Source organism: Thalassospira xiamenensis M-5 = DSM 17429, assembly GCF_000300235.2.
Classification (GTDB): Bacteria; Pseudomonadota; Alphaproteobacteria; order Rhodospirillales; family Thalassospiraceae; genus Thalassospira; species Thalassospira xiamenensis.
This window is the reverse complement of record NZ_CP004388.1, coordinates 1,451,700-1,478,053: the sequence shown is the minus strand read 5'-3', so window position 1 is coordinate 1,478,053 and position 26,354 is coordinate 1,451,700. Positions and strand designations below refer to the sequence as shown.

24 protein-coding genes are annotated in these 26,354 nt (G+C 54.5%); 16 read left to right on the top strand and 8 right to left on the bottom strand.

What is annotated here, in order from left to right; translation table 11 throughout:
* Positions 1–8 precede the first annotated feature (8 nt).
* Positions 9–1,004, bottom strand: a complete 996-nt coding sequence (locus TH3_RS06945; RefSeq protein ID WP_007090931.1) for a mitochondrial fission ELM1 family protein — start codon at positions 1,002–1,004, stop codon at positions 9–11.
* A gap of 205 nt (positions 1,005–1,209) precedes the next feature.
* On the opposite strand from TH3_RS06945, the gene TH3_RS06940 reads away from it, so the two are divergent.
* The 6 genes from TH3_RS06940 (at position 1,210) to TH3_RS22310 (ending at position 10,277) form a co-directional block, all read left to right on the top strand.
* Positions 1,210–3,249 (top strand): ATP-binding protein, encoded by a 2,040-nt coding sequence (locus TH3_RS06940; RefSeq protein WP_007090930.1) that lies wholly within the window; start codon positions 1,210–1,212, stop codon positions 3,247–3,249.
* 28 nt (positions 3,250–3,277) lie between these two features.
* The gene (locus TH3_RS06935) at positions 3,278–4,633 is read left to right on the top strand and encodes a sigma-54-dependent transcriptional regulator (protein ID WP_007090929.1); all 1,356 of its coding nucleotides are present in this window, start codon (positions 3,278–3,280) and stop codon (positions 4,631–4,633) included.
* Positions 4,634–5,045: 412 nt separating this feature from the next.
* Positions 5,046–6,041 (top strand): TRAP transporter substrate-binding protein, encoded by a 996-nt coding sequence (locus tag TH3_RS06930; protein WP_007090928.1) that lies wholly within the window; start codon positions 5,046–5,048, stop codon positions 6,039–6,041.
* A gap of 29 nt (positions 6,042–6,070) precedes the next feature.
* On the top strand, positions 6,071–6,646 hold the full coding sequence (locus TH3_RS06925; protein WP_007090927.1) for a TRAP transporter small permease: 576 nt from the start codon (positions 6,071–6,073) through the stop codon (positions 6,644–6,646).
* Between the two features lie 19 nt (positions 6,647–6,665).
* Positions 6,666–8,072 carry a TRAP transporter large permease gene (locus TH3_RS06920; RefSeq protein ID WP_007090926.1) on the top strand — a complete coding sequence of 469 codons (1,407 nt, stop codon included), beginning with the start codon at positions 6,666–6,668 and terminating at the stop codon, positions 8,070–8,072.
* A gap of 402 nt (positions 8,073–8,474) precedes the next feature.
* A complete protein-coding gene (locus TH3_RS22310) occupies positions 8,475–10,277 on the top strand; it encodes a Bcr/CflA family efflux MFS transporter (RefSeq protein ID WP_007090925.1) in 1,803 nt (600 codons plus the stop codon).
* An 8-nt stretch (positions 10,278–10,285) separates the two neighbouring features.
* On the opposite strand, the gene TH3_RS06910 is transcribed toward TH3_RS22310, so the two are convergent.
* The 3 genes from TH3_RS06910 to TH3_RS06900 all read right to left on the bottom strand — a co-directional run bounded on the left by TH3_RS06910 (position 10,286) and on the right by TH3_RS06900 (position 13,282).
* Entirely contained in the window at positions 10,286–11,074 is a 789-nt protein-coding gene (locus TH3_RS06910) for an enoyl-CoA hydratase/isomerase family protein (RefSeq protein WP_007090924.1), read from the bottom strand.
* 111 nt (positions 11,075–11,185) lie between these two features.
* Positions 11,186–12,916 (bottom strand): SulP family inorganic anion transporter, encoded by a 1,731-nt coding sequence (locus TH3_RS06905; protein WP_040059700.1) that lies wholly within the window; start codon positions 12,914–12,916, stop codon positions 11,186–11,188.
* A gap of 78 nt (positions 12,917–12,994) precedes the next feature.
* A complete protein-coding gene (locus tag TH3_RS06900) occupies positions 12,995–13,282 on the bottom strand; it encodes a helix-turn-helix domain-containing protein (protein ID WP_007090922.1) in 288 nt (95 codons plus the stop codon).
* Positions 13,283–13,541: 259 nt separating this feature from the next.
* On the opposite strand from TH3_RS06900, the gene TH3_RS06895 reads away from it, so the two are divergent.
* Positions 13,542–14,231 (top strand): orotate phosphoribosyltransferase, encoded by a 690-nt coding sequence (locus tag TH3_RS06895; RefSeq protein WP_037990021.1) that lies wholly within the window; start codon positions 13,542–13,544, stop codon positions 14,229–14,231.
* Positions 14,232–14,312: 81 nt separating this feature from the next.
* Here TH3_RS06895 and TH3_RS06890 read toward each other — a convergent pair whose 3' ends face one another.
* Positions 14,313–14,933, bottom strand: coding sequence for an NAD(P)H-dependent oxidoreductase (locus TH3_RS06890; RefSeq protein WP_007090920.1), 621 nt, complete (start codon positions 14,931–14,933; stop codon positions 14,313–14,315).
* Between the two features lie 93 nt (positions 14,934–15,026).
* Here TH3_RS06890 and TH3_RS06885 point away from each other — a divergent pair, with 93 nt between their 5' ends.
* Positions 15,027–15,644 (top strand): TetR/AcrR family transcriptional regulator, encoded by a 618-nt coding sequence (locus TH3_RS06885; protein ID WP_007090919.1) that lies wholly within the window; start codon positions 15,027–15,029, stop codon positions 15,642–15,644.
* A 71-nt stretch (positions 15,645–15,715) separates the two neighbouring features.
* Here the strand turns inward: TH3_RS06885 and TH3_RS22305 are convergent, their stop codons facing one another.
* Both TH3_RS22305 and TH3_RS06875 read right to left on the bottom strand, forming a co-directional pair.
* Entirely contained in the window at positions 15,716–16,429 is a 714-nt protein-coding gene (locus tag TH3_RS22305) for a glutathione S-transferase family protein (RefSeq protein ID WP_007090918.1), read from the bottom strand.
* 52 nt (positions 16,430–16,481) lie between these two features.
* Positions 16,482–16,859, bottom strand: coding sequence for a VOC family protein (locus TH3_RS06875; RefSeq protein ID WP_007090917.1), 378 nt, complete (start codon positions 16,857–16,859; stop codon positions 16,482–16,484).
* Between the two features lie 108 nt (positions 16,860–16,967).
* Here TH3_RS06875 and TH3_RS06870 point away from each other — a divergent pair, with 108 nt between their 5' ends.
* From TH3_RS06870 to TH3_RS06830, 8 genes are all read left to right on the top strand, one after another.
* The gene (locus tag TH3_RS06870; protein WP_007090916.1) at positions 16,968–17,879 is read left to right on the top strand and encodes a LysR family transcriptional regulator; all 912 of its coding nucleotides are present in this window, start codon (positions 16,968–16,970) and stop codon (positions 17,877–17,879) included.
* Positions 17,880–18,021: 142 nt separating this feature from the next.
* Positions 18,022–18,567 carry a hypothetical protein gene (locus TH3_RS06865; protein ID WP_007090915.1) on the top strand — a complete coding sequence of 182 codons (546 nt, stop codon included), beginning with the start codon at positions 18,022–18,024 and terminating at the stop codon, positions 18,565–18,567.
* 175 nt (positions 18,568–18,742) lie between these two features.
* A complete protein-coding gene (locus TH3_RS06860) occupies positions 18,743–19,585 on the top strand; it encodes a universal stress protein (protein ID WP_007090914.1) in 843 nt (280 codons plus the stop codon).
* Between the two features lie 210 nt (positions 19,586–19,795).
* Entirely contained in the window at positions 19,796–21,196 is a 1,401-nt protein-coding gene (locus TH3_RS06855; protein WP_007090913.1) for an aspartate aminotransferase family protein, read from the top strand.
* Positions 21,197–21,718: 522 nt separating this feature from the next.
* Positions 21,719–22,936, top strand: coding sequence for a 5-aminolevulinate synthase (hemA, locus tag TH3_RS06850; RefSeq protein ID WP_007090912.1), 1,218 nt, complete (start codon positions 21,719–21,721; stop codon positions 22,934–22,936).
* 798 nt (positions 22,937–23,734) lie between these two features.
* Positions 23,735–24,154, top strand: a complete 420-nt coding sequence (gene rnk / locus TH3_RS06840; RefSeq protein ID WP_007090910.1) for a nucleoside diphosphate kinase regulator — start codon at positions 23,735–23,737, stop codon at positions 24,152–24,154.
* A gap of 148 nt (positions 24,155–24,302) precedes the next feature.
* Positions 24,303–24,842 (top strand): hypothetical protein, encoded by a 540-nt coding sequence (locus TH3_RS06835; protein ID WP_007090909.1) that lies wholly within the window; start codon positions 24,303–24,305, stop codon positions 24,840–24,842.
* 75 nt (positions 24,843–24,917) lie between these two features.
* Positions 24,918–25,430 (top strand): GNAT family N-acetyltransferase, encoded by a 513-nt coding sequence (locus tag TH3_RS06830; protein WP_007090908.1) that lies wholly within the window; start codon positions 24,918–24,920, stop codon positions 25,428–25,430.
* Between the two features lie 58 nt (positions 25,431–25,488).
* On the opposite strand, the gene TH3_RS06825 is transcribed toward TH3_RS06830, so the two are convergent.
* Positions 25,489–26,232 carry an SDR family NAD(P)-dependent oxidoreductase gene (locus TH3_RS06825; protein WP_007090907.1) on the bottom strand — a complete coding sequence of 248 codons (744 nt, stop codon included), beginning with the start codon at positions 26,230–26,232 and terminating at the stop codon, positions 25,489–25,491.
* Positions 26,233–26,354 lie beyond the last annotated feature (122 nt).

Sequence of the window (26,354 nt, the reverse complement as noted above, 5' to 3'; positions counted from 1 at the left end):
CTGGCAGATCAGGAAACAGGTGCGCTTAGCAGTTCAAGGCACCGCTGCGCTACCGTTCGGGCCGGTTGCAGGGATGGATGCCTGAACGGCACGATTTCCGTATTGGGAAGCAATGGCCGCGCATATCCACCGTCATAAAGTGACTGATGCAAACGTTGATGGCGGGGGCCTGCGATGCCATCGGGGGCATAGATATAAACCCCGCCCGGTGCGGCAGCCGCTTCGCAACACATCGAAACCGAATCTCCGGTAACAAGGATGATATCGGCCAGCGCCAGATACCCGAAATACGGATTTTCCGCCTTCGAGCTCCAATCATGCAGATGATAGGCAAGCCCCGAATTGCCGAGCATTTCGGCAATGATCTCCTCGTTCTCCGGGCCTGTGCGACGGCTGGTCGTGACCAGCAGGCTACCATCAATGGCCCCGGTCGCCTCAATCGCCCGACCAACCAGTTCCCGGGCCATATCCGCGGTGAATACCGTACTTTTGGTGCTGCCGCCGATGATCAGTGCCACGCGCGGGCTTGGCAGCCCCTTGAAATGCGGCCGCCATAGATCGGCTTCGATCAGAAGCCGCGTTTCGGTTACCCGATGCGGGGCACCGGGGATTTCAACAACATTGTCACGCGCTGGCATCCGGTCATGGGCCGGGACCGCAATCAGGTCAAACGCCCCCTCGCCCCCATCCGGACGCATGATCTGACATATGCGTGTATGGCCGTTGCTTTGCTTTTTGATCCAGCGGGCAATCGGTGCGGTACGACGTCCTGCGGCAATCACCAGATCGGGCCAGGGTGCGACAAGGCGCGCCCGTGATCCGGTATCCACCCCCAAAAGGCTGGCCCGGCGGATAACATTGGGCAACCGTGCCAGATTGGTATAACCGATATCGACCCGCTTGAAGGGCTGTGCCAGTGCTTCTGCGACACCGATGGCCTGATTGACGTTTCCTGCACGGTCATCGGCCAGAACCCAGATCAGGCGAGCATCATCATCGGTCATTCAGGGTCACATCCTTGTCGGAATATGGATTTCCCGTCCAGGCAGGAAACGTGGGGCCACGATCAGGCCAGATCGTTTCCTGATTGGTACAGACAGTGCGCACTTTTATCAAGCGCCTGACACGCGAAGCCTTTTTCGGCTATGCATTGTTACCAATATGTCATCATAATACCCCGGCATAATTCTTGAAACGGTCTGGCGGGAAATGCTCAAGACATCAATATCCGCAAAGCGAAGTGCACGTCTGGTTTTGGCCGGAATGCTGATATTGCTGCCGGTTACCGTATGGCTGACCACGGAACTGTGGCGCGAAACCCGTCTTGTCGAAATCACCGAGGACGGCCGCAACAAGCTGGAACTTTATCGTTCCAACCTTCAGGGGGCGATCAAGGAACACGAATACCTTCCGATCACGCTTGCCAGTGACAAACGTATCCTTGACCTTGCCCTGCATTCCAGCCCGTCGGACGCGGCCGAGGTCAATCTCTATCTGGAAAAACTCGCCGCTGACAGTGGTGCATCCGACATCTATTTCATGGATCGCAACGGGACAACAATTGCGGCCAGCAACTGGAACAGCGATGCATCCTTTGTCGGGCGAAATTTTGCGTTCCGTCCCTATTTCAAACAGGCCGAAGCCGGACTGACCGGGCATTACTTTGCCTTTGGCATCACGTCGAATGTCCCGGGTTATTATATCTCGCATCCGGTCCGCCCGAACGGGGCGGCATTCGAAGGCGTGATGGTGGTCAAGACCCATCTTGAAACCCTTGTCCAACGCTGGGCACGCGGGAACGAGAATGTTCTGGTAACCGATGAAAACGGCATCGTCATCATTACATCACGGCCCGAATGGCGGTTCCGCGCCCTGACCGGTATTCCGCCCGAAGACAGGCCTGAACTGATGCTTTCGCGCAAATATGGTGAATACCCGCTCGATCCGATGCCCGTTCATCAGGGCGAATGGCCCGGCGATGACGGAATCAGCATTCTGTCGCTTGCACCAGCACAGGTCATCACTCCGAAAACCCTTCAATCAGGGCAAGCTGCAACGGCAAAACCAGACGCCGAAGCCAGCGGAAAAGCCAAAAATGATGCCAAACCATATCTTGTGATCCGAAGCCCCCTGCCCAAACAGGGCTGGAATATTTATCTGCTGACCGACAAGGCGGTTCTTGATCAGTCGATCCTGACCGCGGGCTTCATCGGCGGGGCCATGCATATCATCATCATGGGGACGATTTTTGTGCTGCTGCAACGCCGTCGCGCGATGCTCGAACAAATAGAAATCCGCGACTGGTCGCAACGTGAACTGGAACGTCAGGTGCGGCTTCGCACCGCCGACCTCATGAGCACAAACCTCCGCCTTGCCGAGGAAATCAGCGAACGCCGCCGTACCGAAGACGCCCTGCGCACGGCACAGGCCGAACTGGTGCAGGCTGGCAAACTTGCCGCCCTTGGCCAGATGTCAGCTGGCATTGCACACGAAATCAATCAACCACTGACCGCCATTCGAAGTTACGCCGAAAATGCACTTAAATTCATTGCGCGCGGCAATGACGAAACCGCCAGCCGTAATCTGGGCCGGATTTCTGAACTGACCGAACGCATGGGCCGGATCACCAACCATCTGAAAACCTTTGCCCGCCGCCCAAAACATGACGCCCATCCGGTGCAACTGGCCGAACCGCTGGAAAAGGCGATTGATCTGCTGCGCGAAACCGGCCGGGCCGGATTGGCCGACATACGTTATCAGGCGTTGGAAAACCTGCCAAAAGTCACCGCCGAGGAAAACCAGCTTGAACAGGTGTTCCTCAATATCCTGAGCAACGCCGCCGATGCCTGCCGGGATGAGGAATTCCCCGAAATCGGTATCATGCTTGAGGAAAAGGATGGTCGCGTTCTGGTCGCGATTACCGATAACGGCCCCGGCATCCTGCCCGAAAATTTGCCCAAACTGTTCGACCCGTTCTTCACCACCAAACCGTTTGGTGACGGGCTGGGGCTGGGGCTTTCGATCTGTTATGGCATCATGCGCAGCTTTGGCGGCACGATACGTGCGGAAAACCGCCCGATTGGCGGGGCCTGTTTCACGATTGAATTGCGATGCATAGAACAGGTGTCCGGGCATGACGGCACATCAACCTCGACGTCATCGCCGATGCCTGATACAACATCCGGCCAAACCGCCGAAACAGAAGGCGCGGAAACGGATCTGCTGGTACATCGTATGATCGCCCCGTGATCCGGAACGGATTAAAAGGGGAAGGCATTTGAATAACTCGGCCCATTGCGTTCTGTTTGTCGATGACGACGAAGATGTGCGGGAAGCCGCACAGCAAACGCTGGAGCTTGCCGACATCCTTGTCGAATGCCACAGCGACGCCGGTTCGGCGCTGGAACGTGTTCGCCGCGGCTGGCCTGGAATCCTGATTACTGATATCCGCATGCCGCGCATGGACGGCATGGAATTGCTGTCTCAGGTGCGCAAGATTGAGCCGGAAATGCCGGTGATCCTTGTCACCGGACATGGTGACGTTGCCACCGCGGTGCGTGCGATGCGCGAAGGCGCGTTTGATTTCATCGAAAAACCGTTCGACCCGGATCATTTCATCGATATCGCGCGCCGGGCCATGGCCCATCGGCAGCTGGTTCTTGAAAACAGGACGCTCAAGGCCGAACTGGCCCGCCACAGCAAGGAAGTATCGGGCCTGATCGGTCGCACGCCTGCCATGGAAAAGCTACGCACACTGATTGGCAATATCGCCGCGACCGATGCCCATGTCCTGATCAATGGCGAAACAGGTGCGGGCAAGGAAGTGGTTGCGCGCACCCTGCACGAGGCATCAGGCCGCCCCGGCCAGTTTGTGGCAGTCAATTGCGGTGCAATGCCTGAAAACCTTATTGAATCGGAACTGTTCGGCCACGAAGCGGGCGCCTTCACCGGGGCGGAGAACAAACGTATCGGCAAATTCGAATTTGCCGACAAGGGCACCATGTTCCTTGATGAAATCGAAAGCATGCCGTTATCGCTTCAGGTCAAACTGCTGCGGGTTTTGCAGGAACGCGCGCTGGAACGGCTGGGCTCGAACAAGTTGCAACCTATTGATTTGCGCGTGGTGGCCGCAACCAAGATTGATCTGCGCGAGGCATCATCACGCGGAGCATTCCGCGAGGATTTGTATTACCGGCTGAATGTCGTGCAACTGCACATCCCGCCATTGCGTGATCGAAAGGATGACATCCCCCTTCTTTTCCAGCATTTCATGAAAGAGGCGCAAGGAAGGTTTGGCCGGGAATTTGCCCCGTTGAACGGCACGGAAATCGCCCGCCTGACTGCCCATGACTGGCCGGGGAATGTCCGCGAATTGCGCAACGCTGCCGAACGCCGGGTTCTGGGCCTTGATCCGTTTGCCGGTGACAGCGCACAGGCAACCGAAAATGTCCTGTCCCTGCCCCAGCAAGTCGAAGCATTTGAAAAAGGCGTGATCTGTGAGGCACTCCGTCAGCATGGCGGCCATGTAACGGCAACGGTCAATGCACTGGGCGTTCCGCGCAAAACCTTCTATGACAAACTTGCCAAATACGGCATCGTCCCGGCAGAGTTTCGCAATAAATCAGACGGTTAGGAACGATCAGGGCAAATCGCCCCGCAATACTGCCCGTAATCTGACAAAGCGACTGGCAGGGATAAGCCTTTGCCGCACGTTTTGCAATTGGTCCTACCAATCACCCGCCCCGCCTGCGTCAAAAATCCTGCAATCGATAAAAAATTTGCATTTTCAACTTGAGATATTGTGCGGAAGACCGCACATTGCGAAGAAGGGATGTGCGGGAAAGACAACAAAAAGAAGAACTTACGCTGCACCGCACCATTGCGAAACACACTGCAAACCGCTGATATTACTTATCGTAATGACAGATATGCAGAACTGGCCCGGCAATTGCAGTGTTGCACCCCAGCGCCAAACGGCGACCTGAACGACGCCGATAATTGGCGCGCTACTGGGAAAACGCACAAAGCTTATAGGGAGACTATTGATGCGTCCGATTACCAAAAAACTTCTCGCAACCAGCGTTGCAATGGCAGCCGTTCTTGGCATGACCAGCGCGGCATCCGCACAGGTTGTTGTCAAATACGCCCATGTGGTTGCCCCGAACACCCCGAAGGGCCAGGGCGCTGAATTCTTCAAAAAGCGCGCCGAAGAAATCCTTGGTGACAAGGTTAAAGTCGAAATTTACCCGAACTCGCAGCTGTTCGATGACGACAAGGTTCTGCCGGCAATGCTGCGTGGTGACGTCCAGCTTGCAGCACCGTCGCTTGCGAAATTCGGCAAATGGACCTCGAAGCTCGGCCTGTTCGATCTTCCGTTCCTGTTCAACGACATGGAAGCTGTTGAATGCTTCCAGAAAGGTGAAAAAGGCCAGGAATTGCTGCTGTCGATGGCAGACAAGGGTCTTACCGGTCTGGGTTACTGGCATAACGGCCTGAAACAGCTTTCGGCCAACAAGCCGCTGCTGACCCCAGCCGATGCTGCTGGCCTGAAATTCCGTATTCAGAGCTCGGACGTACTTGCTGCACAGTTCGAAGCTGTTGATGCCGTTCCTCAGAAAATGGCATTCGCCGAGACCTATTCGGCACTTCAGACCGGCGTTGTTGACGGTCAGGAAAACACCTGGTCGAACATTTATTCCCAGAAGTTCTTTGAAGTTCAGGATTACATCACTGAATCCAACCACGGTCTTCTCGACTATCTCGTCGTGACCTCGACCAAATGGTGGGACGGTCTTGATCCGGAAATCCAGGCTGGCCTGAAACAGGCCATGGACGAGGCAACCGAATATGCCAACGGCCTGTCGGGCAAACTGGCCGACGAACAGCGCCAGCTGATCGTTGATTCGGGTGAAACCGAACTCGTCAAACCGTCTGCTGACGATGTCAAAGCATGGCGCGAAGCCATGAAGCCTGTCTGGGCGCAGTTCGAAGGTGATATCGGTGCCGATCTGATCGAAGCCGCTGCCGCCTGCAACAAGTAATTCCTCGAACCTAGAGGACCGTTACCGCTATGATTAAAACGGTCGTTGACCGGCTGGAGGAGGGCATTATTGCCCTCCTTCTCGCCGCCATGACGATGCTGACCTTCGTCAATGTCGTCCTTCGTTACGGCTTCAATTCCGGCATGACCTGGTCGATGGAAATCACCGAATTTCTGTTTGCCTGGCTTGTGCTTTTCGGCATGTCTTATGGTGTCAAGGTCGGATCCCATATCGGGGTTGATGCCCTTGTTCAACTGTTTGCAAAACCCGCCCAGCGCATCACCGGTATCTTTGTTGCTTTGGTCTGCATGTCCTATGCCGCGCTTATTCTTTATGGCGGCTGGGAAAGCATGACCTTCTATCACATGATCGGTATCGAGGCCGAAGATTCCCCGATCCCGATGTGGGTCGTCTATCTGATCCTGCCACTTGGCGGTGCGTTGCTGCTGTTCCGTCTCGGACAGGTCCTGTGGCGTATTCTTTCGGGTCAGCAAAACGGATTCTCGCTTGCCGATGAAGCACGCGAGGTGATCGAAACCATTGGCGAAGGCGACAAAGCCGACGTCATGGCCGACGGCATCGTCCGTCGCGACAACGATAAATGATCGCGGGGGAACGCCTTAAATGACAATCGCATATCTGTTCATCACGCTGTTTGCGTTGATGGCGCTTGGCACCCCGATCGGCGTGGCGCTGGGCCTGTCATCCATCACCACCATCCTGTTTTTCGGATCAGACTCGCTTGCGACCCTGATCGAAAAGCTTTTCAACGGGATGGAACATTACACCCTTCTGGCCATTCCGTTCTTTATCCTTGCCTCGACCTTCCTGTCGACTGGCGGGGTGGCACGCCGCCTGATCCGATTTGCCGTCGATACGGTGGGCTGGTTCCATGGTGGTCTTGCCATGGCGTCGGTTCTGGCCTGTATGCTGTTTGCAGCCGTTTCGGGTTCAAGCCCGGCCACGGTTGTTGCCATCGGTTCCGTCGTGATTGCCGGTATGATCAAATCCGGTTATCCGCGCAATTTCGCCGCCGGTGTGATTTGTAACGCCGGGACGCTGGGCATTCTGATCCCGCCGTCGATCGTGATGGTGGTGTATGCCGCGGCAACCCAGGTTTCCGTTGGTCGCATGTTCCTGGCTGGTGTTATTCCCGGTCTGATTGCCGGCATCATGCTGATGACCGTGATCTATATCGTGGCCCGGATCAAGAAACTGCCAAAACAGGATCGTCCGAGCGTTACCGAATGGCTTGAAGGCCTGTTTTCAGCATCGGGTGGCCTGCTTCTGGTTGTTGTGATCATGGGCGGCATTTATGGCGGGATATTTACCCCGACCGAGGCCGCGGCAGTTGCATCCGTCTATGCCATGCTGGTCGCCATCGTATTCTATCGCGATATGGGGCCGATAAAAGGCGTTGCATGGGTTCCGGAAAAAGGCATGAGCTTTGCTGCCATTATTGGCCATAACCTGCCGAAAATCGGCAAGGCCATTGCCATGATCCCGTTCGACAAGGATATCCGCCACGTGCTGCTTGAGGCCGGCAAAGTGACCATCATGCTGATGTTCATCATTGCCAACGCCATGCTGTTTGCTCATGTGCTGACATCCGAACGCATTCCGCACACCATTGCTGAAACCATCATCAACTGGGGTCTGGAGCCCTGGGCCTTTCTGATCGTGGTCAACATCATCCTGCTGATTGCCGGGAACTTCATGGAGCCGTCGGCGATCCTTCTGATCATGGCACCGATCCTCTTCCCGATCGCGATAAAGCTCGGTATCGATCCGATCCATCTTGGTATCATCATGGTTGTGAACATGGAAATCGGCCTGATCACGCCGCCGGTCGGACTTAACCTGTTCGTGACGTCGGGCATTACCGGAATGTCGCTGGTTCAAGTGGTTCGCGCCGCTTTGCCGTGGTTGATGATCCTTCTGGTCTTCCTGATCATCGTGACATATATCCCGGCAATTTCGACATGGCTTCCGACCATGTTGATGGGCCCGGAAAAGGTCATGAACTATTAGATCAGGCGAGAACTGAAAACCTTGCAAACGGCACCCCATCGCGGGTGCCGTTTTCTTTTGCCGCCTATATTCTTCCACCGCCTCAAACGGTTATATGCATAGCTGATATTCAGCCCGCAAAAATCGCCGGGCTGGAAAAAACAGAATTTACGTGGATAATAGCATGACTTGAATCGTTTCAGGTTGCGATCCACCCGGCCCCGTCAATCGTAACGGCGCAGCCTTCCTAACGCCACGGCCATATCTGACCGGAATTTTCGCACCTCCCGTTATCCGGGGGTGGGCGAATTTGCCCCATTACCTGTCATTGTGGCCAGCCTTAAGGAAGTCCGTTAAATATCTACACCAGAAACCGGACGGATCGCACCCCACCTGCCACCATAAGAAACGGATACGGAAGTCATGGCGAATAAAGATGCCAGCGCCCCGATCAATACCAAGCGCCTTGCGATCCTGCTTGCCGCCCTGATCGCGACCGCGCCCTTTGCGATTGATACCTACCTGCCGGCCATCCCGGCTATGGCGGTCGATTTTGGTGCGCCGACCCACAATGTCGAAGTATCGATCAGCATGTTCCTGATCGGCTTTGCACTGGGGCAACTGATTGGCGGGCCTCTTTCGGATCGCGTAGGTCGCCGTCCGGTCGCCCTTGTCGGACTGGTGATTTACATCATCACCAGTGCGATGATCATCTTTGTCGACAGTTCTTTCTCGCTCAACGTCATGCGCTTTATCCAGGCGATTGGCGGCGGTTTTGCCCTTGTCATCGTCGGTGCGTCGGTCCGCGACCTGTTTGACGGCAAAGATGCGGCACGTATGTTTGCCCTGATCGCGGTAATCATGATGATTGCACCGCTGGTCGCGCCCACGGTCGGCTCGGCCCTGTTGGTTTATTTCCAGTGGCAGGCAATTTTCGTTCTGCTGGTGATCTATGGCAGCATCATGCTGGTGGTTGTCTGGTTCAAGCTGCCTGAAACCACCAAGCTGCGCCCACGCTATGCGGGGCCTGCGCGACGGGTCTTGTGGACCTATCTGGAAGTTCTGCGTACTCGCAAGGCGGTTGGTTTCATGCTGGCCCATACCGGCGCCAGCGCGGTGATGTTCAGTTTCCTGACCGACAGCCCGTTCATGTATATTGATTATTTTGGCGTATCACCCAGCCAGTTCCCTTATCTCTTCGGAGCCAATGTCATTGTCATCGTGATCTGCAACCGGCTGAACAATCCGTTGCTGAAACGTCTTGAATGTCATCAGATACTGGCGATCGGCACCGGCCTTCAACTGGCTGCTGTGATCGGATTGTTCATTGCGGTGAATGTGTTCGAACCATCCCTTTATGTGGTTGTGCCACTTGTGATGGTCGCCGTTGGCATGATCGGGCTGACAGCGCCAAACGCAACTGCGGCCTTCATGCAGTATTTCCCGCATATCGGCGGGACGGCAACCGCCTTGATGGGCACCATCCAGTTTGCCACTGGTGCCTTGGCAGGCACCATCATCGGACAGGTTCATGACGGCAGCCTCCTGCCAGCGACCGCATCAATGCTGGCCTTTGGCATTTTCGCCAATGTCATGGTGCATTTCGTGGCCGAGGCAAAACAGATCGAACAACCCGCCCGGCACAAAGCGACGATACTGTTGTCGTTGCCGCCGACTAAACACAGTCAATTAACGCCAGACAGGAGCCCCACCAAAATGGCAAAGATGAATTTCAACGATTATGGCCGCGCCATGGCCAAATACAACATCTGGCAGAATGGCGTTCTGTACGAACTTTGTGAACAGATCGGCGACGCGGAACGCCGTCGTGACCGCGGCATGTTTTTTGGCTCCATCCATGCGACGCTGAACCATCTGCTGTATATTGATCACCGCATCCTCGGCATCCTGAATACCGGGCAGGCCGAGCCGTTCAATGCGCGCACGATCATGGCCGATGATTTTGAAACGCTTCGCAAAATGCGCGTTGAAACCGACGCGGCAATCTCCGAATTCGTCGATTCCAGTGATCATGGTTGGCAGGATGACATTCGCGAATTGATGGGGCTGGATGGTGTAACCCGCAAATTACCGCGCCAGCTTTTCCTGATGCAGCTTTTCAACCACCAAACCCATCACAGATCGCAAATCACAAGCGAGCTGCACAAGATGGGCCTTGATTACGGCATTACTGATGTACCGCTGACGCCGGATTTGCCGTTGTGATCTGACCGTTACCTGCCTTCGAACACCGCTTTTCTTTTTTCCAGAAAGGCGGTGTAGCCTTCCTTAAAATCCGCACTGTCAAAGGCGCGGTATCCTTCGTCAAATTCCTTGGCACCGATGGCACCACCTTCTTTGAGGCGGTTGATCATTTTCTTATGCAGGCGTTGGGTGATGGGTGCGCCGCTTGCAATACGGGCGGCGGTTGATGCGATTTCCGCATCGAACGCCTCAATCGCCACATAGCGGGCGACAAAACCGATTTCGCGCGCGCGTTTGGCATCAAACACCTGCCCTTCAAGCAGGATTTCAAACAACGCCGCCTCGCCCAGCAGATCGAGCATGATCTGCAATTCCGGATAGCCCAGTGTCGCGCCAAGCTTCATCGGCGGTACGGCGAATTTGGCGTTATCGGCCGCAATCCGCAAATCGCACGCCGCAGCCAACACAAATGATGCCCCGATGCAAGGCCCGTCAATCGCGGCAATGACCGGATGCTGACAGACCCGAAGCGCCTGCAAGGCCTCGGCATGGAGCATTCCATAATCACGTGCCTTTTCGAACCCGTCGCGTTCGCGGACAAATTCATGGATATCGGCCCCGGCCCCAAACCCGGCCCCGCTGCCGCCGCGAATAACGATACAGCGCAGGTTATTATCCCCGCCAAGATCATCGGCAATCCGGGCAAGCTCCCCCCACATCGGTTTGGTCAGCGCGTTTTTGCGCTCCGGCTGCGAAATGGTGATGGTTGCAATGCCGCCGTCATTGATATCGACGGCAAGTCCGGTTTCCTGCGACATGGCAGTGCCTTTCAGCTTAATTCGGTAAAGCTATACCAAATAAACCCAAAACCGGATTTTGCCAATGCCTGACAAAGGCTTGGCCATTATCGCTGTCTTTGCGGCCGCAACTCAGGATGTCGTGACGTTACGCAATCCATGCGCGCGAAGGCGCCCGACCGCCTTCTCGATATCGGTTTCATAATGAACCAGCGGCGGCTTGATGCCATGTGCAAACAGTTCCCGTCGAAGGTCATGCGATGTGCCGCTCAGGATCACCTCGATCCCGCGCCCGCGTGTTTTGCGGGCAAGTCCCGCAATCGTATTGGCCGCAGTTGAATCGAGAAACGGTACAGCGGCAAAATCAATGATCAATGCCCGGTGCGTATCGCCAATCCGATCCAGAACCGATCCAATGGATGCCGCTGCCCCGAAAAAGAACACGCCGGTAATCCGGTAAATCATGATGTCGGGGTCGGTTGTCGATGAAATATCCGATGCCCCGCCGCCGGTCGTACCGTCGGCCCGATCTTCGGATACGAACGGGCTGTGAGTGGCAATTGCGGTTGTTTTCGACATGTGTTGAATGAACAGAACCGAGCCAAGGGCAAATCCAACAACGATTGCTTCGAGAAGATCGCGGAAAATCGTCAGTAAAAATGTTACCAGCAACACCGCAGCATCGCCACGCGATGCGCGCAGCAAGGTCGTTATCGCGTGCTTTTCGATCATGTTCCATGCCACAATCGCCAGCACCCCGGCCAAGCTTGCCAACGGAATGAAACTGGCTAGCGGCGCAGCAACCAATATGAACAACAACAAAAACAGCGCGTGCAAAACGCCCGAAACCGGCCCATGCGCACCGGCCCGGATATTGGTGGCCGTTCTTGCAATCGTGCCGGTCACGCAAATACCCCCAAACAGACCCGACGCCATATTTGCCACCCCTTGGGCCACCAGTTCACAGTTCGATCTGTGATGTCGGCCGGTCATGCCATCGGCCACCACGGCTGATAAAAGCGATTCAATCGCCCCCAAAAGCGCAAAGGCAATCGCATTGGGTAAAACCGCCTGCACCTTGGCAAGGGTGAATTCCGGCAAGACGGGCATGGGGAAATCACCGGGAATACCGCCAAAGACGCTGCCGATGGTGGATACCGGCAGATTGAACAACGCGGTTGCCAATGCGGCCCCGGCCACCGCAATCAGCATGCCCGGCCAATGCGGGCGCAGCCGTTTGCTGCCGATGATCACAAGGATCGTCGCGCCGGACAACGCAACCGTCACCGGATCGATCCCCGGCAATGCCGCCCAGATCACCGGGAGCTTTTCCAAAAGCGGCCCCGGTTCTTTGCCTGGCAAAGTCAGCCCCAGCAAATCCTTGATCTGGCTTGCAAAAATGATCACCGCAATCCCGGCAGCAAAGCCAACCGTCACCGGATAGGGAATGAATTTGATATAGGTACCAAGCTTCAGCGCCCCGATGGCGAGCAACATCAATCCCGACAGGATAGTGGCAATGATCAAGCCATCAAGGCCATGCGTCTGAACCGTACCTGCGACCAGAACGATGAAAGCCCCCGCCGGTCCGCCAATCTGAAAGCGACTGCCCCCCAGGAGCGATACCAGAACTCCCCCGACAATCGCGGTATAAAGCCCCTGTGCGGGGGAAACGCCCGATGCAATCGCAATCGCCATCGATAACGGCAAGGCGACAATCGCCACCGTCAAACCGGCAATCGCATCGGCCCGCAACTGCGCAAACCCGTAACCTTCGCGAAGGACGGTTACAAGTTTTGGGGTAAACAGGTCGGCATATCCGGGTTCGGATGCCTGATTGGTTTTCGAGGTTCTGGTTTCCATAGTCTCCGGCAGCCTTGCAAAAGGCGGCGGGATCGTCGGCATAAGTCGGCGGTCGCCGTCGCAAAATTGTTGCGGTCGTTATTGTTCGCCCTGCTCGTCTGGCAGTGTCGGTTTTATTTCCGGTTCTTTCAGACGCACACCGCGCCCGGTTGCCATGCTGGGCACGTTATCCCCGATCAATTCGATCCCGGCACGGTCAAGTGCTTCGACGACCTTGGTCAACGTATCAACCACACCACGCACATTACCCTTGCTGGACTCCATCCGCTGGATGGTTGGCACCGAAATCCCGGCCATTTCGGCCAGCGTTTTCTGATCAATGCCCAGCAACGCACGCGCCGCACGCATTTGTCCCGCGGTAATCATAGGGCGCATCCTTCATTCACACATGATCGAAGCCTAGCAAAACGCATTTAAAACTGCAATTATGATATTTCAGATATCAATAATGCCATTTCAAATCGACGTTGCCTTATTCGCATCCGGTCCTGCTGCCCGCAAATTTGCCCCCGACATCGCCGGGCACCTGATCCTGACCAGCCGGACAGCGGCTTTTCTTTGCGCTTTGCGTCCAAAAACGCTAAGACGTGCGCAAATATTCGATCCGGAAAAGGGTATAGTCGCCATGACCAACGAAACTTCGACCGCGCATTGCTCGTATGCTGCCAAAACCGTCGCAAAGATTTTGCTTGATATCGGGGCTGTGAATTTCCGCCCGGAAGAGGCCTATATCCTGACATCGGGCTGGGCGAGCCCGGTCTATATTGATTGCCGCAAACTGATTTCCTTCCCGCGCGCACGCCGCAAGGTCATGGAACTTGCCGCCCGTCAGGTTTCCGACAAGGCCGGTTACGAGGCATTTGATGCGGTCGCCGGTGGTGAAACCGCGGGCATCCCCTATTCCGCTTGGCTGGCCGATGTTCTGGACCTGCCGATGCAGTATGTCCGCAAGAAGCCAAAGGGATTTGGCCGCAAGGCACGGATCGAGGGCGACATCCACGAAGGCCAGCGCGTCCTTCTGGTCGAAGACCTTGCCACCGACGGCGCATCGAAAGTCAACTTCGTCAATGCCATCCGCGAAGCCGGTGCCGAATGCAGACATGCATTTGTCGTGTTCTTCTATGGTGTGTTCCCCAATGCGCTTGAAGAACTGAAAAAAGACGATATCGAACTGCATTACCTCGCAACCTGGGCCGATATTCTGGCGGTTGCCGAAGAAGGCAAATACTTCCCCAAAGAAGCCATCGAAGGCGTTCGCGCCTTCCTTGCCGACCCGATCGGCTGGTCCAAGGCCCATGGCGGCAAGCACGACTAAGCCAGCGGCGCATTGCCAAACTCAAACGCCCGCAGATTTTCCCTGCGGGCGTTTTGCTTTTGATGGCCGGTCTAACGGGATTTATCCCGCCATATCCAATTCCGGCTTTGTTACCTTTGCCGGGATCGCCGCCCCAACCTCGCGTGCTTTTTTCAAGAGCTCCGCAGGGTCATTGCCGTCGGCCAGCAACATCAATTCCGAAGTTGCGACTTCCACTCCGCAATAATCAAAAATGCCCTGATGGATTTGCAATTTCATTGCCCCGAAATATCCATGCCGGGCAAATGTGCCAAGCCCTGCACCGCCAATTGCAACAAGATGAACCTTCAGATGGTTCAGCTTTTTGATCACCTTTTCACCGTCAATATCCTCATAAGCCCAGCCATTTGAAAACACCCGATCAATCCAGCCTTTCAGGATCGCGGGCATTGACCACCAATAAATCGGAAAAACCAGAACGAGCGTATCGGCGGCATCAATCCGCTTCTGTTCGGCAAGCACATCGTCGGGGAACGGGGCCCTCATCTCGAAGGCCGCGATATCATCCTGGCTGAAACGCGGATCAAACCCTTCGGCCGACAGATCAGCAAACTCGAAACTGTGTTCAGGTCCGGCATCCTCAATGCCCTTACCAATATAACTGGCAACCGCATGACTGAACGAACCGGAATTTGGATGGGCGACAACAACAAGCGCGCGCATGACATACCTCCTTGCTAGGCAATTGCCACTCAACGGCAATCACTATATACTATAAGTAAGTTACTATCTGTAAGTTACGTTTGGTATATAAAGATGTCAAGCAGCGACGCAAAAAAGTCCCCGTCACATACCCCACGCAAACGGATGGCGCGCGAAGATCGCAATCGGCAACTTCTCGACGTTGCATGGAAGATGATCCATGACGACGGAACCGAGGCACTCAGCCTTGGCAGTCTTGCGGAACAGGCCGGAGTCACCAAGCCGGTGGTCTATGATCATTTCGGAACACGATCGGTTTTGCTGATCGCGCTGTATCAGGATTACGATCGACGTCAAACAGCATTGATGGACTCTACCCTTGCGCAAAGCAGCCATACCCTGCGCGACAAGGCATCGGTGATCGCATCGGCCTATATTGATTGCGTGCTGTCACAGGGGCGCGAAATTTCGGGTGTCATAGCATCACTTGCCGGATCGCCAGAGCTGGAGAAGGTCAAACGCGACTATCACATTCTGTTCATTGATAAATGTCGCGATATCCTGTCCCCTTTCAGCCCGACCGGTAAAATACCAATGCCCCGCCTTTGGGGCTTTCTGGGCGCAGCCGAATCCCTTTCTTACGCAGCGGCAACCGGCGAAATCACCGCCGATCAGGCAAAGCAGGAACTTTTTGAAACCATCATCGTCATGGTGTCGCGAGACAAAACATAAAGAAAAAAGCCATCAACAGTCGACATACACTATTGATGGCTTTTCAGTCCGTTATTTGTAATCTGACAAATCTATTGGGAGGCAGATAAGGCGGGCTTTTGTGGCACCGGAAGCATCGATAGCCTTTTGGCCAGATAGCTTTGTCTTGATGCGATAAAATGATGAAGTTCCCCATGATACGTTTGGTGGACTACCGTCCGCACGATATCGTTTTTTAACAATCGTTCGCTCCAGCCACGAACATGTTCAAACCCCGCAAACAAATCCCGGTTAAGCCCGTATACCAATACCGGAAATGCCCGAAACGCGGTCGCATAGGCCATATCGACCATGCATAGCCCAACCTCGCGAAAGGGTCCGGCGGCTTCAAACTTCTTGTTGAGTATAGCCAAGATCAGGCCGATCCTGTGCAATGTCAGATCGCAGTCATGCTCATTATGAGCCCGATACACAAGATCTGCAGTTAGCGACAATATCCGCTCTGCTCGTAAAATCCAGATACTGTGTTCGGCACTCTCAATCAGATCGACCGGATAAAGCGCACGACCATTAATCCTGTCGAGATAATCGCAAATAACCGCAGCCTCGGTTAGCGGTCGCGTTTGGTCAAGAAGCAAGACCGGCACTTGCCTTTCCGAACTGAACTTTTCAAGCCAGGCTGGCTTGTCTTCCAGACGAATATCTTCCCTTTCATGATCAATCGCGTAGTGTCCCATAACCATTGCAACCCGTTGCACATACGGGCACAGCCGGTGGCCTATCAGCTTAAAATGCGGATGTTCCACCCCCACCTCCTTTTAGCCGTTTTCTCCCAAAAACCGCCAAGTTTCAGGCAAATCACGACATGTAATGAATGTTGATTTTATTGCCATCCGGATCGCGAAAATAGGCTGCGTAAAAACCGCTATCATCACCGTCGCGCGCGCCCGGTTCCCCTTCCGATACTGCCCCGACGCTGATCGCCTTGCTGTATACGGCGTCGACCTCGTCCTTTGATTTTCCCTGCAAGGCGATCATTACACCATTCCCAACGGTTGCCCGCCTGCCGTCAAAAGGCAGATGAACCGAAAAATTGGCCTCTCCTTCCGCGCGTGCCCAGACAATGAAATCCTCCATCTCCATCACCCGCTTGGCCCCCATCATGCCAAGAACGGCGTCGTAAAATGCCCCGGACGTGGCAAGGTTGTTTGTCCCAATCGATGTATAACCAATCATTTTGCTCTCTCTTGGTTGTCTGGCTTTATCGGCTCCATCGTATGAATTTGCAAATTTACAATAAATAGGCAATTTTGTATAAATCCATTGCAAATTTGAAAGGTCAAAATGGACTGGAATTATGTAAAATCGTTTCTTGCCGTTGTCGACGCCGGGTCACTTGAAAAAGCAGCCGAACGTCTGAATGTCAGCAATACAACGGTATTTCGCCATATCCATGCATTGGAAAAAGAAACCGGAACACGCCTATTCGAACGGATCAAAGGCCGTTACAGCCTGACCGAAGCAGGTGAAGAGATGCTTGGTCCCGCCCGGCAAATCCTGAACAATTTCGAAGCTATCAATCTAAGTGTTTCCGGGCGCGATATTGCCGCTGCTGGGACGGTCCGAATTACCGCACCGACAAGCTTTGCCTATTTCATTCTGCCTGATTATTTCGCCCGCTTACAGACGGCCTACCCAGATATCAGCCTTGAACTTCTGGCAAGTAATCAGGAATTCAACATGGCAGAACGCCATGCTGATATCGCGATACGGGTCGCGGAACTCCCGCCCGAATATCTTGTCGGCCGCGAAGTTCGCAAGATAGATTGGGGACTTTACGCAAATCATGATATGGCGGAAAAAACCGAGCAGAATTTCAATGCCATGAAATTTCCGGATCGCTTGCCCGGTGGGTTTATCGGTGCCAGCGGAGCCCTAAGAAATCATCCGGTATTTAAATGGCTCGACGAAAACCACGCTGACCGGATCATCCATCGTAGCGATGATTTTGTTGCAATGGCAGGCCTTGCTCGCGCCGGAATTGGATATGCTTGCCTGCCTGCTGATCTGGCGATCCCAGATCTTGAACGCGTTACGTCTCTGCATCAATTCGTACCAAACAGGCTTTGGGTGCTTACACATCCAGAACTCAAACGCATTGAACGCATCAAGCTGGTTCTGCAATGGCTCGGAAATGCGCTTAAGAACGAACCCCGCTTGATATCGCCAGCTCGGGAACAAAGCCCGGGTCAATAAGCTGTCACGCGCCCTTTTCTGGACATCACGCGTAACTGGGTCCAATATATTCACAAGCAAAAGCAAGGCCGTACAATAAATGGCACTGTAAAGTAAAGGGAACGGCCCGGCGGACATCGCCTTGCGGCCAAAGGAGCAAGTCATGAAGATCAGAAGCGCTGGCCTCCTGTCCGGTCTTGTTGTTTCTGCGGCACTGCTGTCGGGCTGCGTGCAGCCCACCGCACAAAGCAATTCCCCCACCAATACCACGGCGGAAATCGTAACTCCGTGGGGTGGCCCGACCACGTCAACATCCGCGAATGCGCCAGCCAATACTGCAAATGACAAATTTGTCATGGCGCCAGATCCGAAAAAGGCCGCAATCACCGATATGCAGCGCCAGCAAATCGACGAGGCGCGTATCGCCCTTGGTATACTTGATCGCATGGCGCAACGCTGTGTTCAGCAAAATGACCCGGCAGCCTGCAACACGCTACAGACCAACTGGTCAACCCTGTCACAGCAATTGCGCAAAAGCCTTGCGATCATTTCGGGTGACAGCATGGGAACAATGCCGTCTGCCGGCGCACCAATGATGGCCGATCCAACCGCGGGAACGTCAACATCTGGTCCGGTCACGATGCCCGATGACAGTGCCCCGACCATGGAAAAGTCCATTCCGATGATGTCACGTCCTGCCGACGGCTAGCCAATTCACGGACAGTCATTTTCTCGCCACAGGGTTACGCGATACTCAGTACAGGCGGTAAGTGTAATTTGAGATAGAACAAAGAACGCCAGCACTGATCGCATTAGACTGCTTCTCATAACCACGCTAGCCGCCTTGATCGAAGGCGGGGCTGCCCGGAAAAGGAGACTGGCAGATGTATCGGGATATCCTTGTTCATATCGACAATTCGGCCCCTTGCGCCCAACGGCTTTCGGTTGCCCTGAAAGTTGCCAAAGCGCACAAAGCCCACCTGACCGGGCTGTTTCTTCTGCCCTATGCGGAAATTCCGCGTTTCATGGAAGTTCAGATTTCCCAGGAAATCATCAATCAGCAGCGTGCTGCAATGGCCGAAACCGCCAAGGAAGCCAAGCGCGACTTCGCCAAAGCCTGCGAGGATGCCGGTGTAACCTTCAGTTGGCAGGAAACACCATGCTCTGCCGCCGAGATTGCCGACACGGTTGCCATGTATGCGCGCCATCACGACCTGACGGTTCTGGGCCAGTATGATCCGGACAGTGCCGACCCGTCTTCGACCTCGGAAATGCCCGACAAGGCCATTCTGACTGCTGGCACCCCGGTTCTGGTCGTACCTTATGCCGGTCGGTTCGAAACGATTGGCGAGCGCGTCATGGTTGCATGGAAACCCTATCGCGAAGCTGTCCGTGCGGTGAATGACGGCATGGCGTTTCTTGAAAATGCCAAATCGGCCCTCGTTCTCTGTGCCGATCCGAACAAGGGGGCACGTGATTCCATTCCGGTGCCGGGTGTCGATATCGGATCGCGGCTTGAACGCCACGGTGTCAATGTCCGCAAGGAAAGCATGAATGCCAGTGGCATCAGTGTTGGCGATCTTCTGTTGTCGCGTGCGGCGGATGAAAGCATCGATTTGATCCTTTGCGGCGCCTATGGCCGTCCGCGCCTGCGCGAACTGATGTTGGGGGGGGTGACCCAACATCTTCTGCGTCACATGACGGTTCCGGTTCTGATGTCGCACTAGGTTACGACCGACAACATCTTTACCAATCCGGCCGGTGCCCCTTGCCCGGCCGGTTTTGCTTTTGGGCTTCTGTTTTGGTGATTTCTGTTTTGACGAACCGCCAAAGGATCTTCGCCGGAACAGGGCCCAACTAATGATTTCCAACCCGCAGAATGCTGACTAAAGTGCCTGAAAGCATCAGGAACTTTCCTGCACGAAACAGAGGTTATCATGACCACAGACGCCACCATCGCCCCAGCGGCCCCATCGGCCAAAGGCAATTCCGCGGCCAGCCGCGATATCGCAAGCTATCTGCATCCCTATACCAACTTTGCCGCGCACGAAAAAACCGGGCCGCATATCATTTCAAAGGGCCACGGGATTTACGTGACCGACGACAATGGCCGCGATTTTATCGAAGGCATGGCCGGTCTTTGGTGTGCATCGCTTGGTTTTGGCGAAAGGCGCCTTGTTGAAGCCGCAACAAAGCAGCTTGAAACCCTGCCCTATTATCACACATTCGCATCGCGCAGCACCAACCCGGCGATTGATCTGGCCGAGAAGCTTCTTGAACTTGTACCCGTCCCGATGTCCAAGGTGTTCTTTGCCAATAGCGGTTCAGAGGCAACTGATTCTGCGGTGAAGATGGTCTGGTATTATCACAATGCCATCGGCCAGCCGGAAAAGAAAAAGATCATCTCGCGCAAGAAGGGTTATCACGGGGTGACGGTGGCTGCGGCCTCGATGACCGGGCTTCCAGGCAATCACAAAATGTTTGACCTGCCGATTGACCGCATCATCCATACCGAAACCCCGCATTACTGGCGCGAAGCCCAGCCCGACGAGGAAGAAGAAGATTTCGCGACCCGTCTGGCCGAACAGCTTGAAGACCTGATCCAGGCCGAAGGCCCGGAAACCGTCGGCGCATTTATTGCAGAACCGATCATGGGGGCCGGTGGCGTCATCGTGCCGCCGCGCACCTATTTCAAAAAGGTGCAGGAAGTTCTGGATCGTTACAATATCCTGTTCATTGCCGACGAGGTCATTTGCGGTTTTGGGCGGACCGGGCGGATGTTTGCCACCGAAACCTTCCGGCTCAAACCCGACATGATCACGGTCGCCAAGCAGCTTTCATCGGCCTATCAGCCGATTTCGGCCCTGTTCATCAATGACAAGATTTATCAGGCGGCGAAAAAGGCATCCGATGGAATTGGTACCTTTGGCCATGGCTTTACCTATTCCGGCCATCCGGTCGCGGCCGCAGTCGCCCTTGAAACACTGCGTATCTACGAAGAGGACGGTATTGTCGAACATGTCCGCAATGTCATGTCGCCGTTCCAGAAACGCCTTAAGGACCTGAACAAATTTGAACATATCGGCGAAACCCGCGGACGCGGGCTGATTGGCGCATTTGAACTGGTCGCTGACAAATGTCTGAAAACACCAATGCAGCCTGTCGGTGCTGCCGGTAAGGCGGTTGTTGCAAAATGTATGGACTACGGTGTGATCCTGCGTGCACTTGGTGACAGCGTTGCCTTTTGCCCACCACTGATCATTACCGAAGAACAGGTTCATGACATGTTCGACAAGGTCGAAGCGGCCCTTGCGGACTGGCATGAAAGCCTCGGCTAAATCCATAACATTCCAGAAAACACATTAAAAACAAACACCTGCCGCCGCACTCCAATGAATACGGCGGCAGGCGAATAGCCTTAAACTTCCGAAATAAAAAAATCGATAGATTTTGCCGCTTGTTTAAATTGATTTAATTGTGGGTCGGAAGTCCTTTCAAAACCTTGCCAAATGCTATCAATAGCGCCAAATTGGAAAGTGAATGGGGAACCGCCCAACGCCACGAGATGGCGTGATCGACACACAATGAATGGACGCCTTCTTTGACAGCGTGGTTCGCAGTGAAGCTTTGCTGAAAAGTTTTAGCTGAAACTGGAATCGCTTTAAAATTTTTGACAAGGGTCAATGCCAAGTCGGAAACCATGTCCGATAAGGAAGTTATCAAGACCCGGTCAGACGGGACCATGCTGATCCGGAGATGTACGCATATCCGGCCAGGACCAGAGCTTTACCAAGGGAGAGAGAACGGGATGAGACACAAGCCCGTACCCGCGGTAAAGAGACAGGCGAAAGACACAAAAGATGAATTATAACACCTTCTTTAAAGACGCGTTGTCCGGCCTCAAGGCTGAAGGCCGTTACCGCGTATTCGCCAATCTTGAACGTATTGTCGGTGAATTTCCCAAGGCCATGTATCACCCCGATAACGGTGATACACCGCGCAAAATTACGGTCTGGTGCTCAAACGACTATCTCGGCATGGGGCAACATCCCACGGTTCTTGAAGCCATGCAAAACGCCGTCACCGGTCAGGGCGGCGGGGCGGGTGGCACACGCAATATTTCCGGCTCCAACCATCTGCATGTCGCGCTCGAGAATGAACTCGCCGATCTGCATGGCAAGGAAGCAGCCCTTCTGATGACATCGGGCTATGTCGCCAACTGGACGACGCTTTCGACCCTTGGCTCGAAGCTGCCGGATTGTGTGATCATTTCCGACTCGTTCAATCACAATTCCATGATCGAAGGCATGCGCCATTCAAAGGCGGAACGCCGGATCTGGAAACATAACGACGTCGAACATCTTGAAGAAATCCTGCGCGATCTGGGGCCGAACCGCGCCAAGATCGTTGCGTTCGAGTCCGTCTATTCAATGGATGGCGACATCGCACCGATCGCCGAAATCCTTGATCTGTGCGAAAAATACAACGCGATTTCGTATCTCGACGAAGTCCATGCGGTTGGCATGTATGGCCCGCGCGGCGGCGGCGTCGCCGAACGCGACGGCGTGATGGACCGCGTTGATATCGTCCAAGGCACGCTTGCCAAGGCCTTTGGCGTTATTGGCGGCTATATCGCCGGTAAAACCGAAATCGTCGATTTCGTGCGCAGCTTTGGCAACGGCTTTATCTTTACCAGCTCCCATCCGCCCAGCATCGCGGCTGGTGCCTTGGCATCGGTTCGCCACCTCAAAGACAGCAATGTCGAACGCGAAGCGCAGAAAGAACGTGCCGAAACGCTGCGTGAACGTATGCGTGCCGCCGGTCTTCCGGTCATGGATGCGCCAAGTCATATCGTGCCACTGATGGTGGGCGACGCCAGCATGTGCAAGGAAGCCAGCGACCGGTTGCTGTTTGATCACGACATCTATGTCCAGCCGATCAACTATCCGACCGTACCGCGCGGCACAGAACGGCTGCGCTTTACCCCCGGCCCGCTTCACAATGATGAACTGATCGATCACCTGATCGATTCACTTCTGACCGTCTGGGGCCAGTTGGGCATCGCAAAAGCGGCATAAAGCGGAAAATCACGCGATCCGCGACGGAACACATAAGACCGGCACAGACATGACCATGTGCCGGTCTTGCTTTTTATGCACCAATAAGATCATTCAATTTCCAGACCGATATGTTAGATTGATCCAGTCATGTTGAAGCAGCAATTAAACATTCGTTTTGTAATCAATGCGGGTTCCCTTCTCGCAGGAGCCTTACCCCGAGTGGGGTGAGGAACGTATTCCTATACCTGCACTCGGGGTTTTGAAGTCAAACCTTCAATGACCTTCGATGAACATCCAACCGGATCGTTTGACAGGCAGGATTACAATGACAGCTTTGAAATGCCGTGCTTTGGGTGGCATTCCCCCAAACAGCATCACATGCACGCAAACACACGATGTGCGCACGCGCCCTATCGGTCGCCCCCAGCAATTCAAACGACTTGAAACTTTGCGCCCTCTGACAAGCAGGCTTTGCCCGGGCGATTTCATCTGCTTTTCGATTAATGATCAGCCGCCACAGACATCGTTCCTAAGCCTGAACCTAACCAAGCCTCAAAGCCATGATTGGCAATATCAATGATCACTCAGCCAACTCTGGTGGCAACAGTCGCGATCCGAGTGTCGTTGATTTGCGAAGTTTTATCGGCCTGACCGTTATCGGCATGAAACCACGACAACGCAGCCCGCTTCTTTTGGCCGACACCACAGTCAGAAGGCTCCCCCTTCAGGGGGGTGAGCTTTTGGTCCCGTTCAACTGAATCCTGTTTGCGACCTTATGTGTCGCAACATCACATCCCATCCAAAGGACTTTTCGATATGCAAACCACTACCAAAACCCTCACTGAAACCCAGTCCCATGATCCAGCCGTTTTCATCGATCAGACCATCGCCGATCAGCTTGAAAACCTTGCACGGGCCAATATTGGCCGGAACCCGATTGTCGCCAACCGCCTGCTTGACGAAATAGACAGGGCTGTGATCGCCACACGATCCGAACTGCCCCCTGATGCCATCACCATCGGATCGGAAGTCACATTCCGCGACAATGCGACCGGTGGCATGCAAACCATAATTCTTGTCATGCCCACCGAAGCAGACATATCCACCCAGCGGATTTCGGTCATGACACCGGTTGGAGCAGCCCTGATCGGTATCAGAAAGGGTGAAACCATCTGGTGGCAAACGCCCGATGGTGAAGTCCGGGAACTGACCGTTCATGACGTCGTTGCCCCGTGAACGGGAACGATATGTCTTTGACAGTCTGTTTGCGGAATCATGATTGTGATCTATATTCACCGGTGCCGGGGTTTCTCCGGCATCGACACCTTGCAATTAAGAACCGTTCGCGTTAACATGGGTACCTGCAACATGACAGGGACCGTTTATGTATTCGGATAGAACATTGCTGCCCAAAGAATGTCTGCGCCTCTGCGCACTTGGTACCCTTGCCCTTTCGGACAAACCGATCAGCTATGCCGATCTGGCCAATTCAGTGCGTCATTTTACCGCCCATATCATGGGGCCATCGCTTGATATGATGGGAAGCTCGCTTCAGCTTCTGAAGCTTGAAGGGCTGGTGCGCGAGGATTGCAATAGCGGGTCCTATTCAGATGCACAATTGTCGCTGACCAAGGCCGGGCACGATAAATTTCAGGAACTGATGCAGGGCACGCTTCGAGATACGTCGGGCGAACTTTCGCGGCTTGTCATGGCGCTTAAAATGCGGTTCTTGCATCTGCTTGATGATGAAACCCGTCGCGACCAGATCGAAATCCTGCATGACGTTTGCGAACTGGAACTTGATCGCGTTCTGGCACTGCGTGAAGACCACGCAAACGAAGCCGCCCCGTTCACCGGATGGCTTGATATGGAAGCCCGTCGGCTGGAGCAAAAGCGCGACTGGCTTAAAAGCCTGTTGGTCTAATTGATTTTCCCGTTATAGTCGTGTGACAGACCTGCAGGTAGCAGGCGTGAAGTCACAGGATGGGACGGGACGATCATGCTTATACGCGATGAGACAAAGTCCGATATTCCGGCAATCCATGCATTGCTGGCCAGCGCATTCGCAACAGCCCCTCATAGTCAGCAAACTGAACATCTGATCGTCGATGCCTTGCGCAAAAAGGGCAAGCTCAGCATTTCGCTTGTCGCGATTGAAGATAACGAACTTGTCGGGTGCGTAGCCTTCTCGCCGATTACCATCGATGGCAAAAATATCGACTGGTTCGGCCTTGGTCCAGTGGCGGTGTGCCCCGACCGACAGGGTTTTGGCATCGGATCGGAACTGATCCAGGCAGGCATTGCACGCTTGCGGATCAATGATGCGGCGGGGTGCGTGGTTCTGGGCGAACCTGATTATTACAGCCGGTTCGGCTTTGCTCCCCTGCCCGACCTGAAACTGGACGGCGTTCCGGAACAGTATTTCATGGCCCGTCCGCTGATTGATGATATTCCGGCGGGCAAGGCTGAATATGATCCGGCATTTTACATTTCCCCGAACCACCACCGATAAAAAAACAGCCGTAAGTTCCTGGCTGTTTTTTCGATCAAAGCCCCGCAGATTTACAAAATCAGTACAGATGCTGCCCACCGGTTACGAAAATTTCCGTACCGGTGACATAGCTGCTGTCCTCCCCCACCAGATAATGAACGGCGGCGGCGACGTCTTCGGGGGTGCCCATTCGGTTCATCGGAATACGAGGCACCAGTGCCTCGTATTCCGGGGAAATCATTGCGGTTTTGATCTCGCCGGGTGCCACGGCATTGACCCGCACGCCCAGTTCGGCAAACTCCACTGCCATTTCACGTGTCAGCCCCGAAAGGGCGGCCTTGGACGTGGAATAAGCCGATCCGGCAAACGGATGAACATAATGGCCCGCGATTGAGGTGATATTACAAATCGCCCCCTTGCCGCGATGCAGGGCTGCGGCAAAGCCCCGCGACAAAGTCAACGGGGTAAAAAAGTTCAGTTCGAAGACATCACGCCATGCCTCGATATCGCCATTCAGGCAGCCGAGCCGTTCTTTATACGGCGTCTTGGGTGATACCCCGGCATTATTGACCAATGCATGCAGCGGATCATCGCCAAGAACTTCGTTGGCCTGCCTGATGAAAAGCTCGACATCTTCGGGTTTGGAAAGATCGGCAGCAATATGAATGCCCTGTGCCGGATCACGCGGGCAACTGGGCGGCGGAGCTTCCCGTGAACAGCAAATCACCCGCCAGCCGCGCGCGGCAAAATAACCGACCGTAACATGGCCGATCCCCCGGCTTGCGCCAGTCAGGACAACGGTTTTCGGGGCAGTGGCATTCATTGGGTGGCTCTTTCAAATCCCGCGCGCCGAAGTGGCACGTTATATCGTATCGTCATCTTCTTATAGCATTGCGATCCGTCGCAAGCACGCATCGCAACACGCGTTCCTATATAGGACGAAGG

Bases quoted from the DNA above. Each gene is read 5' to 3' on its own strand.
- TH3_RS06945 (WP_007090931.1), bottom strand. From the start codon at position 1,004: ATGACCGATGATGATGCTCGCCTGATCTGGGTTCTGGCCGATGACCGT.
- TH3_RS06940 (WP_007090930.1), top strand. From the start codon at position 1,210: ATGCTCAAGACATCAATATCCGCAAAGCGAAGTGCACGTCTGGTTTTG.
- TH3_RS06930 (WP_007090928.1), top strand. From the start codon at position 5,046: ATGCGTCCGATTACCAAAAAACTTCTCGCAACCAGCGTTGCAATGGCA.
- TH3_RS06925 (WP_007090927.1), top strand. From the start codon at position 6,071: ATGATTAAAACGGTCGTTGACCGGCTGGAGGAGGGCATTATTGCCCTC.
- TH3_RS06920 (WP_007090926.1), top strand. From the start codon at position 6,666: ATGACAATCGCATATCTGTTCATCACGCTGTTTGCGTTGATGGCGCTT.
- TH3_RS22310 (WP_007090925.1), top strand. From the start codon at position 8,475: ATGGCGAATAAAGATGCCAGCGCCCCGATCAATACCAAGCGCCTTGCG.
- TH3_RS06910 (WP_007090924.1), bottom strand. From the start codon at position 11,074: ATGTCGCAGGAAACCGGACTTGCCGTCGATATCAATGACGGCGGCATT.
- TH3_RS06905 (WP_040059700.1), bottom strand. From the start codon at position 12,916: ATGGAAACCAGAACCTCGAAAACCAATCAGGCATCCGAACCCGGATAT.
- TH3_RS06900 (WP_007090922.1), bottom strand. From the start codon at position 13,282: ATGATTACCGCGGGACAAATGCGTGCGGCGCGTGCGTTGCTGGGCATT.
- TH3_RS06895 (WP_037990021.1), top strand. From the start codon at position 13,542: ATGACCAACGAAACTTCGACCGCGCATTGCTCGTATGCTGCCAAAACC.
- TH3_RS06890 (WP_007090920.1), bottom strand. From the start codon at position 14,933: ATGCGCGCGCTTGTTGTTGTCGCCCATCCAAATTCCGGTTCGTTCAGT.
- TH3_RS06885 (WP_007090919.1), top strand. From the start codon at position 15,027: ATGTCAAGCAGCGACGCAAAAAAGTCCCCGTCACATACCCCACGCAAA.
- TH3_RS06875 (WP_007090917.1), bottom strand. From the start codon at position 16,859: ATGATTGGTTATACATCGATTGGGACAAACAACCTTGCCACGTCCGGG.
- TH3_RS06870 (WP_007090916.1), top strand. From the start codon at position 16,968: ATGGACTGGAATTATGTAAAATCGTTTCTTGCCGTTGTCGACGCCGGG.
- TH3_RS06865 (WP_007090915.1), top strand. From the start codon at position 18,022: ATGAAGATCAGAAGCGCTGGCCTCCTGTCCGGTCTTGTTGTTTCTGCG.
- TH3_RS06860 (WP_007090914.1), top strand. From the start codon at position 18,743: ATGTATCGGGATATCCTTGTTCATATCGACAATTCGGCCCCTTGCGCC.
- TH3_RS06855 (WP_007090913.1), top strand. From the start codon at position 19,796: ATGACCACAGACGCCACCATCGCCCCAGCGGCCCCATCGGCCAAAGGC.
- hemA (WP_007090912.1), top strand. From the start codon at position 21,719: ATGAATTATAACACCTTCTTTAAAGACGCGTTGTCCGGCCTCAAGGCT.
- rnk (WP_007090910.1), top strand. From the start codon at position 23,735: ATGCAAACCACTACCAAAACCCTCACTGAAACCCAGTCCCATGATCCA.
- TH3_RS06835 (WP_007090909.1), top strand. From the start codon at position 24,303: ATGTATTCGGATAGAACATTGCTGCCCAAAGAATGTCTGCGCCTCTGC.
- TH3_RS06830 (WP_007090908.1), top strand. From the start codon at position 24,918: ATGCTTATACGCGATGAGACAAAGTCCGATATTCCGGCAATCCATGCA.
- TH3_RS06825 (WP_007090907.1), bottom strand. From the start codon at position 26,232: ATGAATGCCACTGCCCCGAAAACCGTTGTCCTGACTGGCGCAAGCCGG.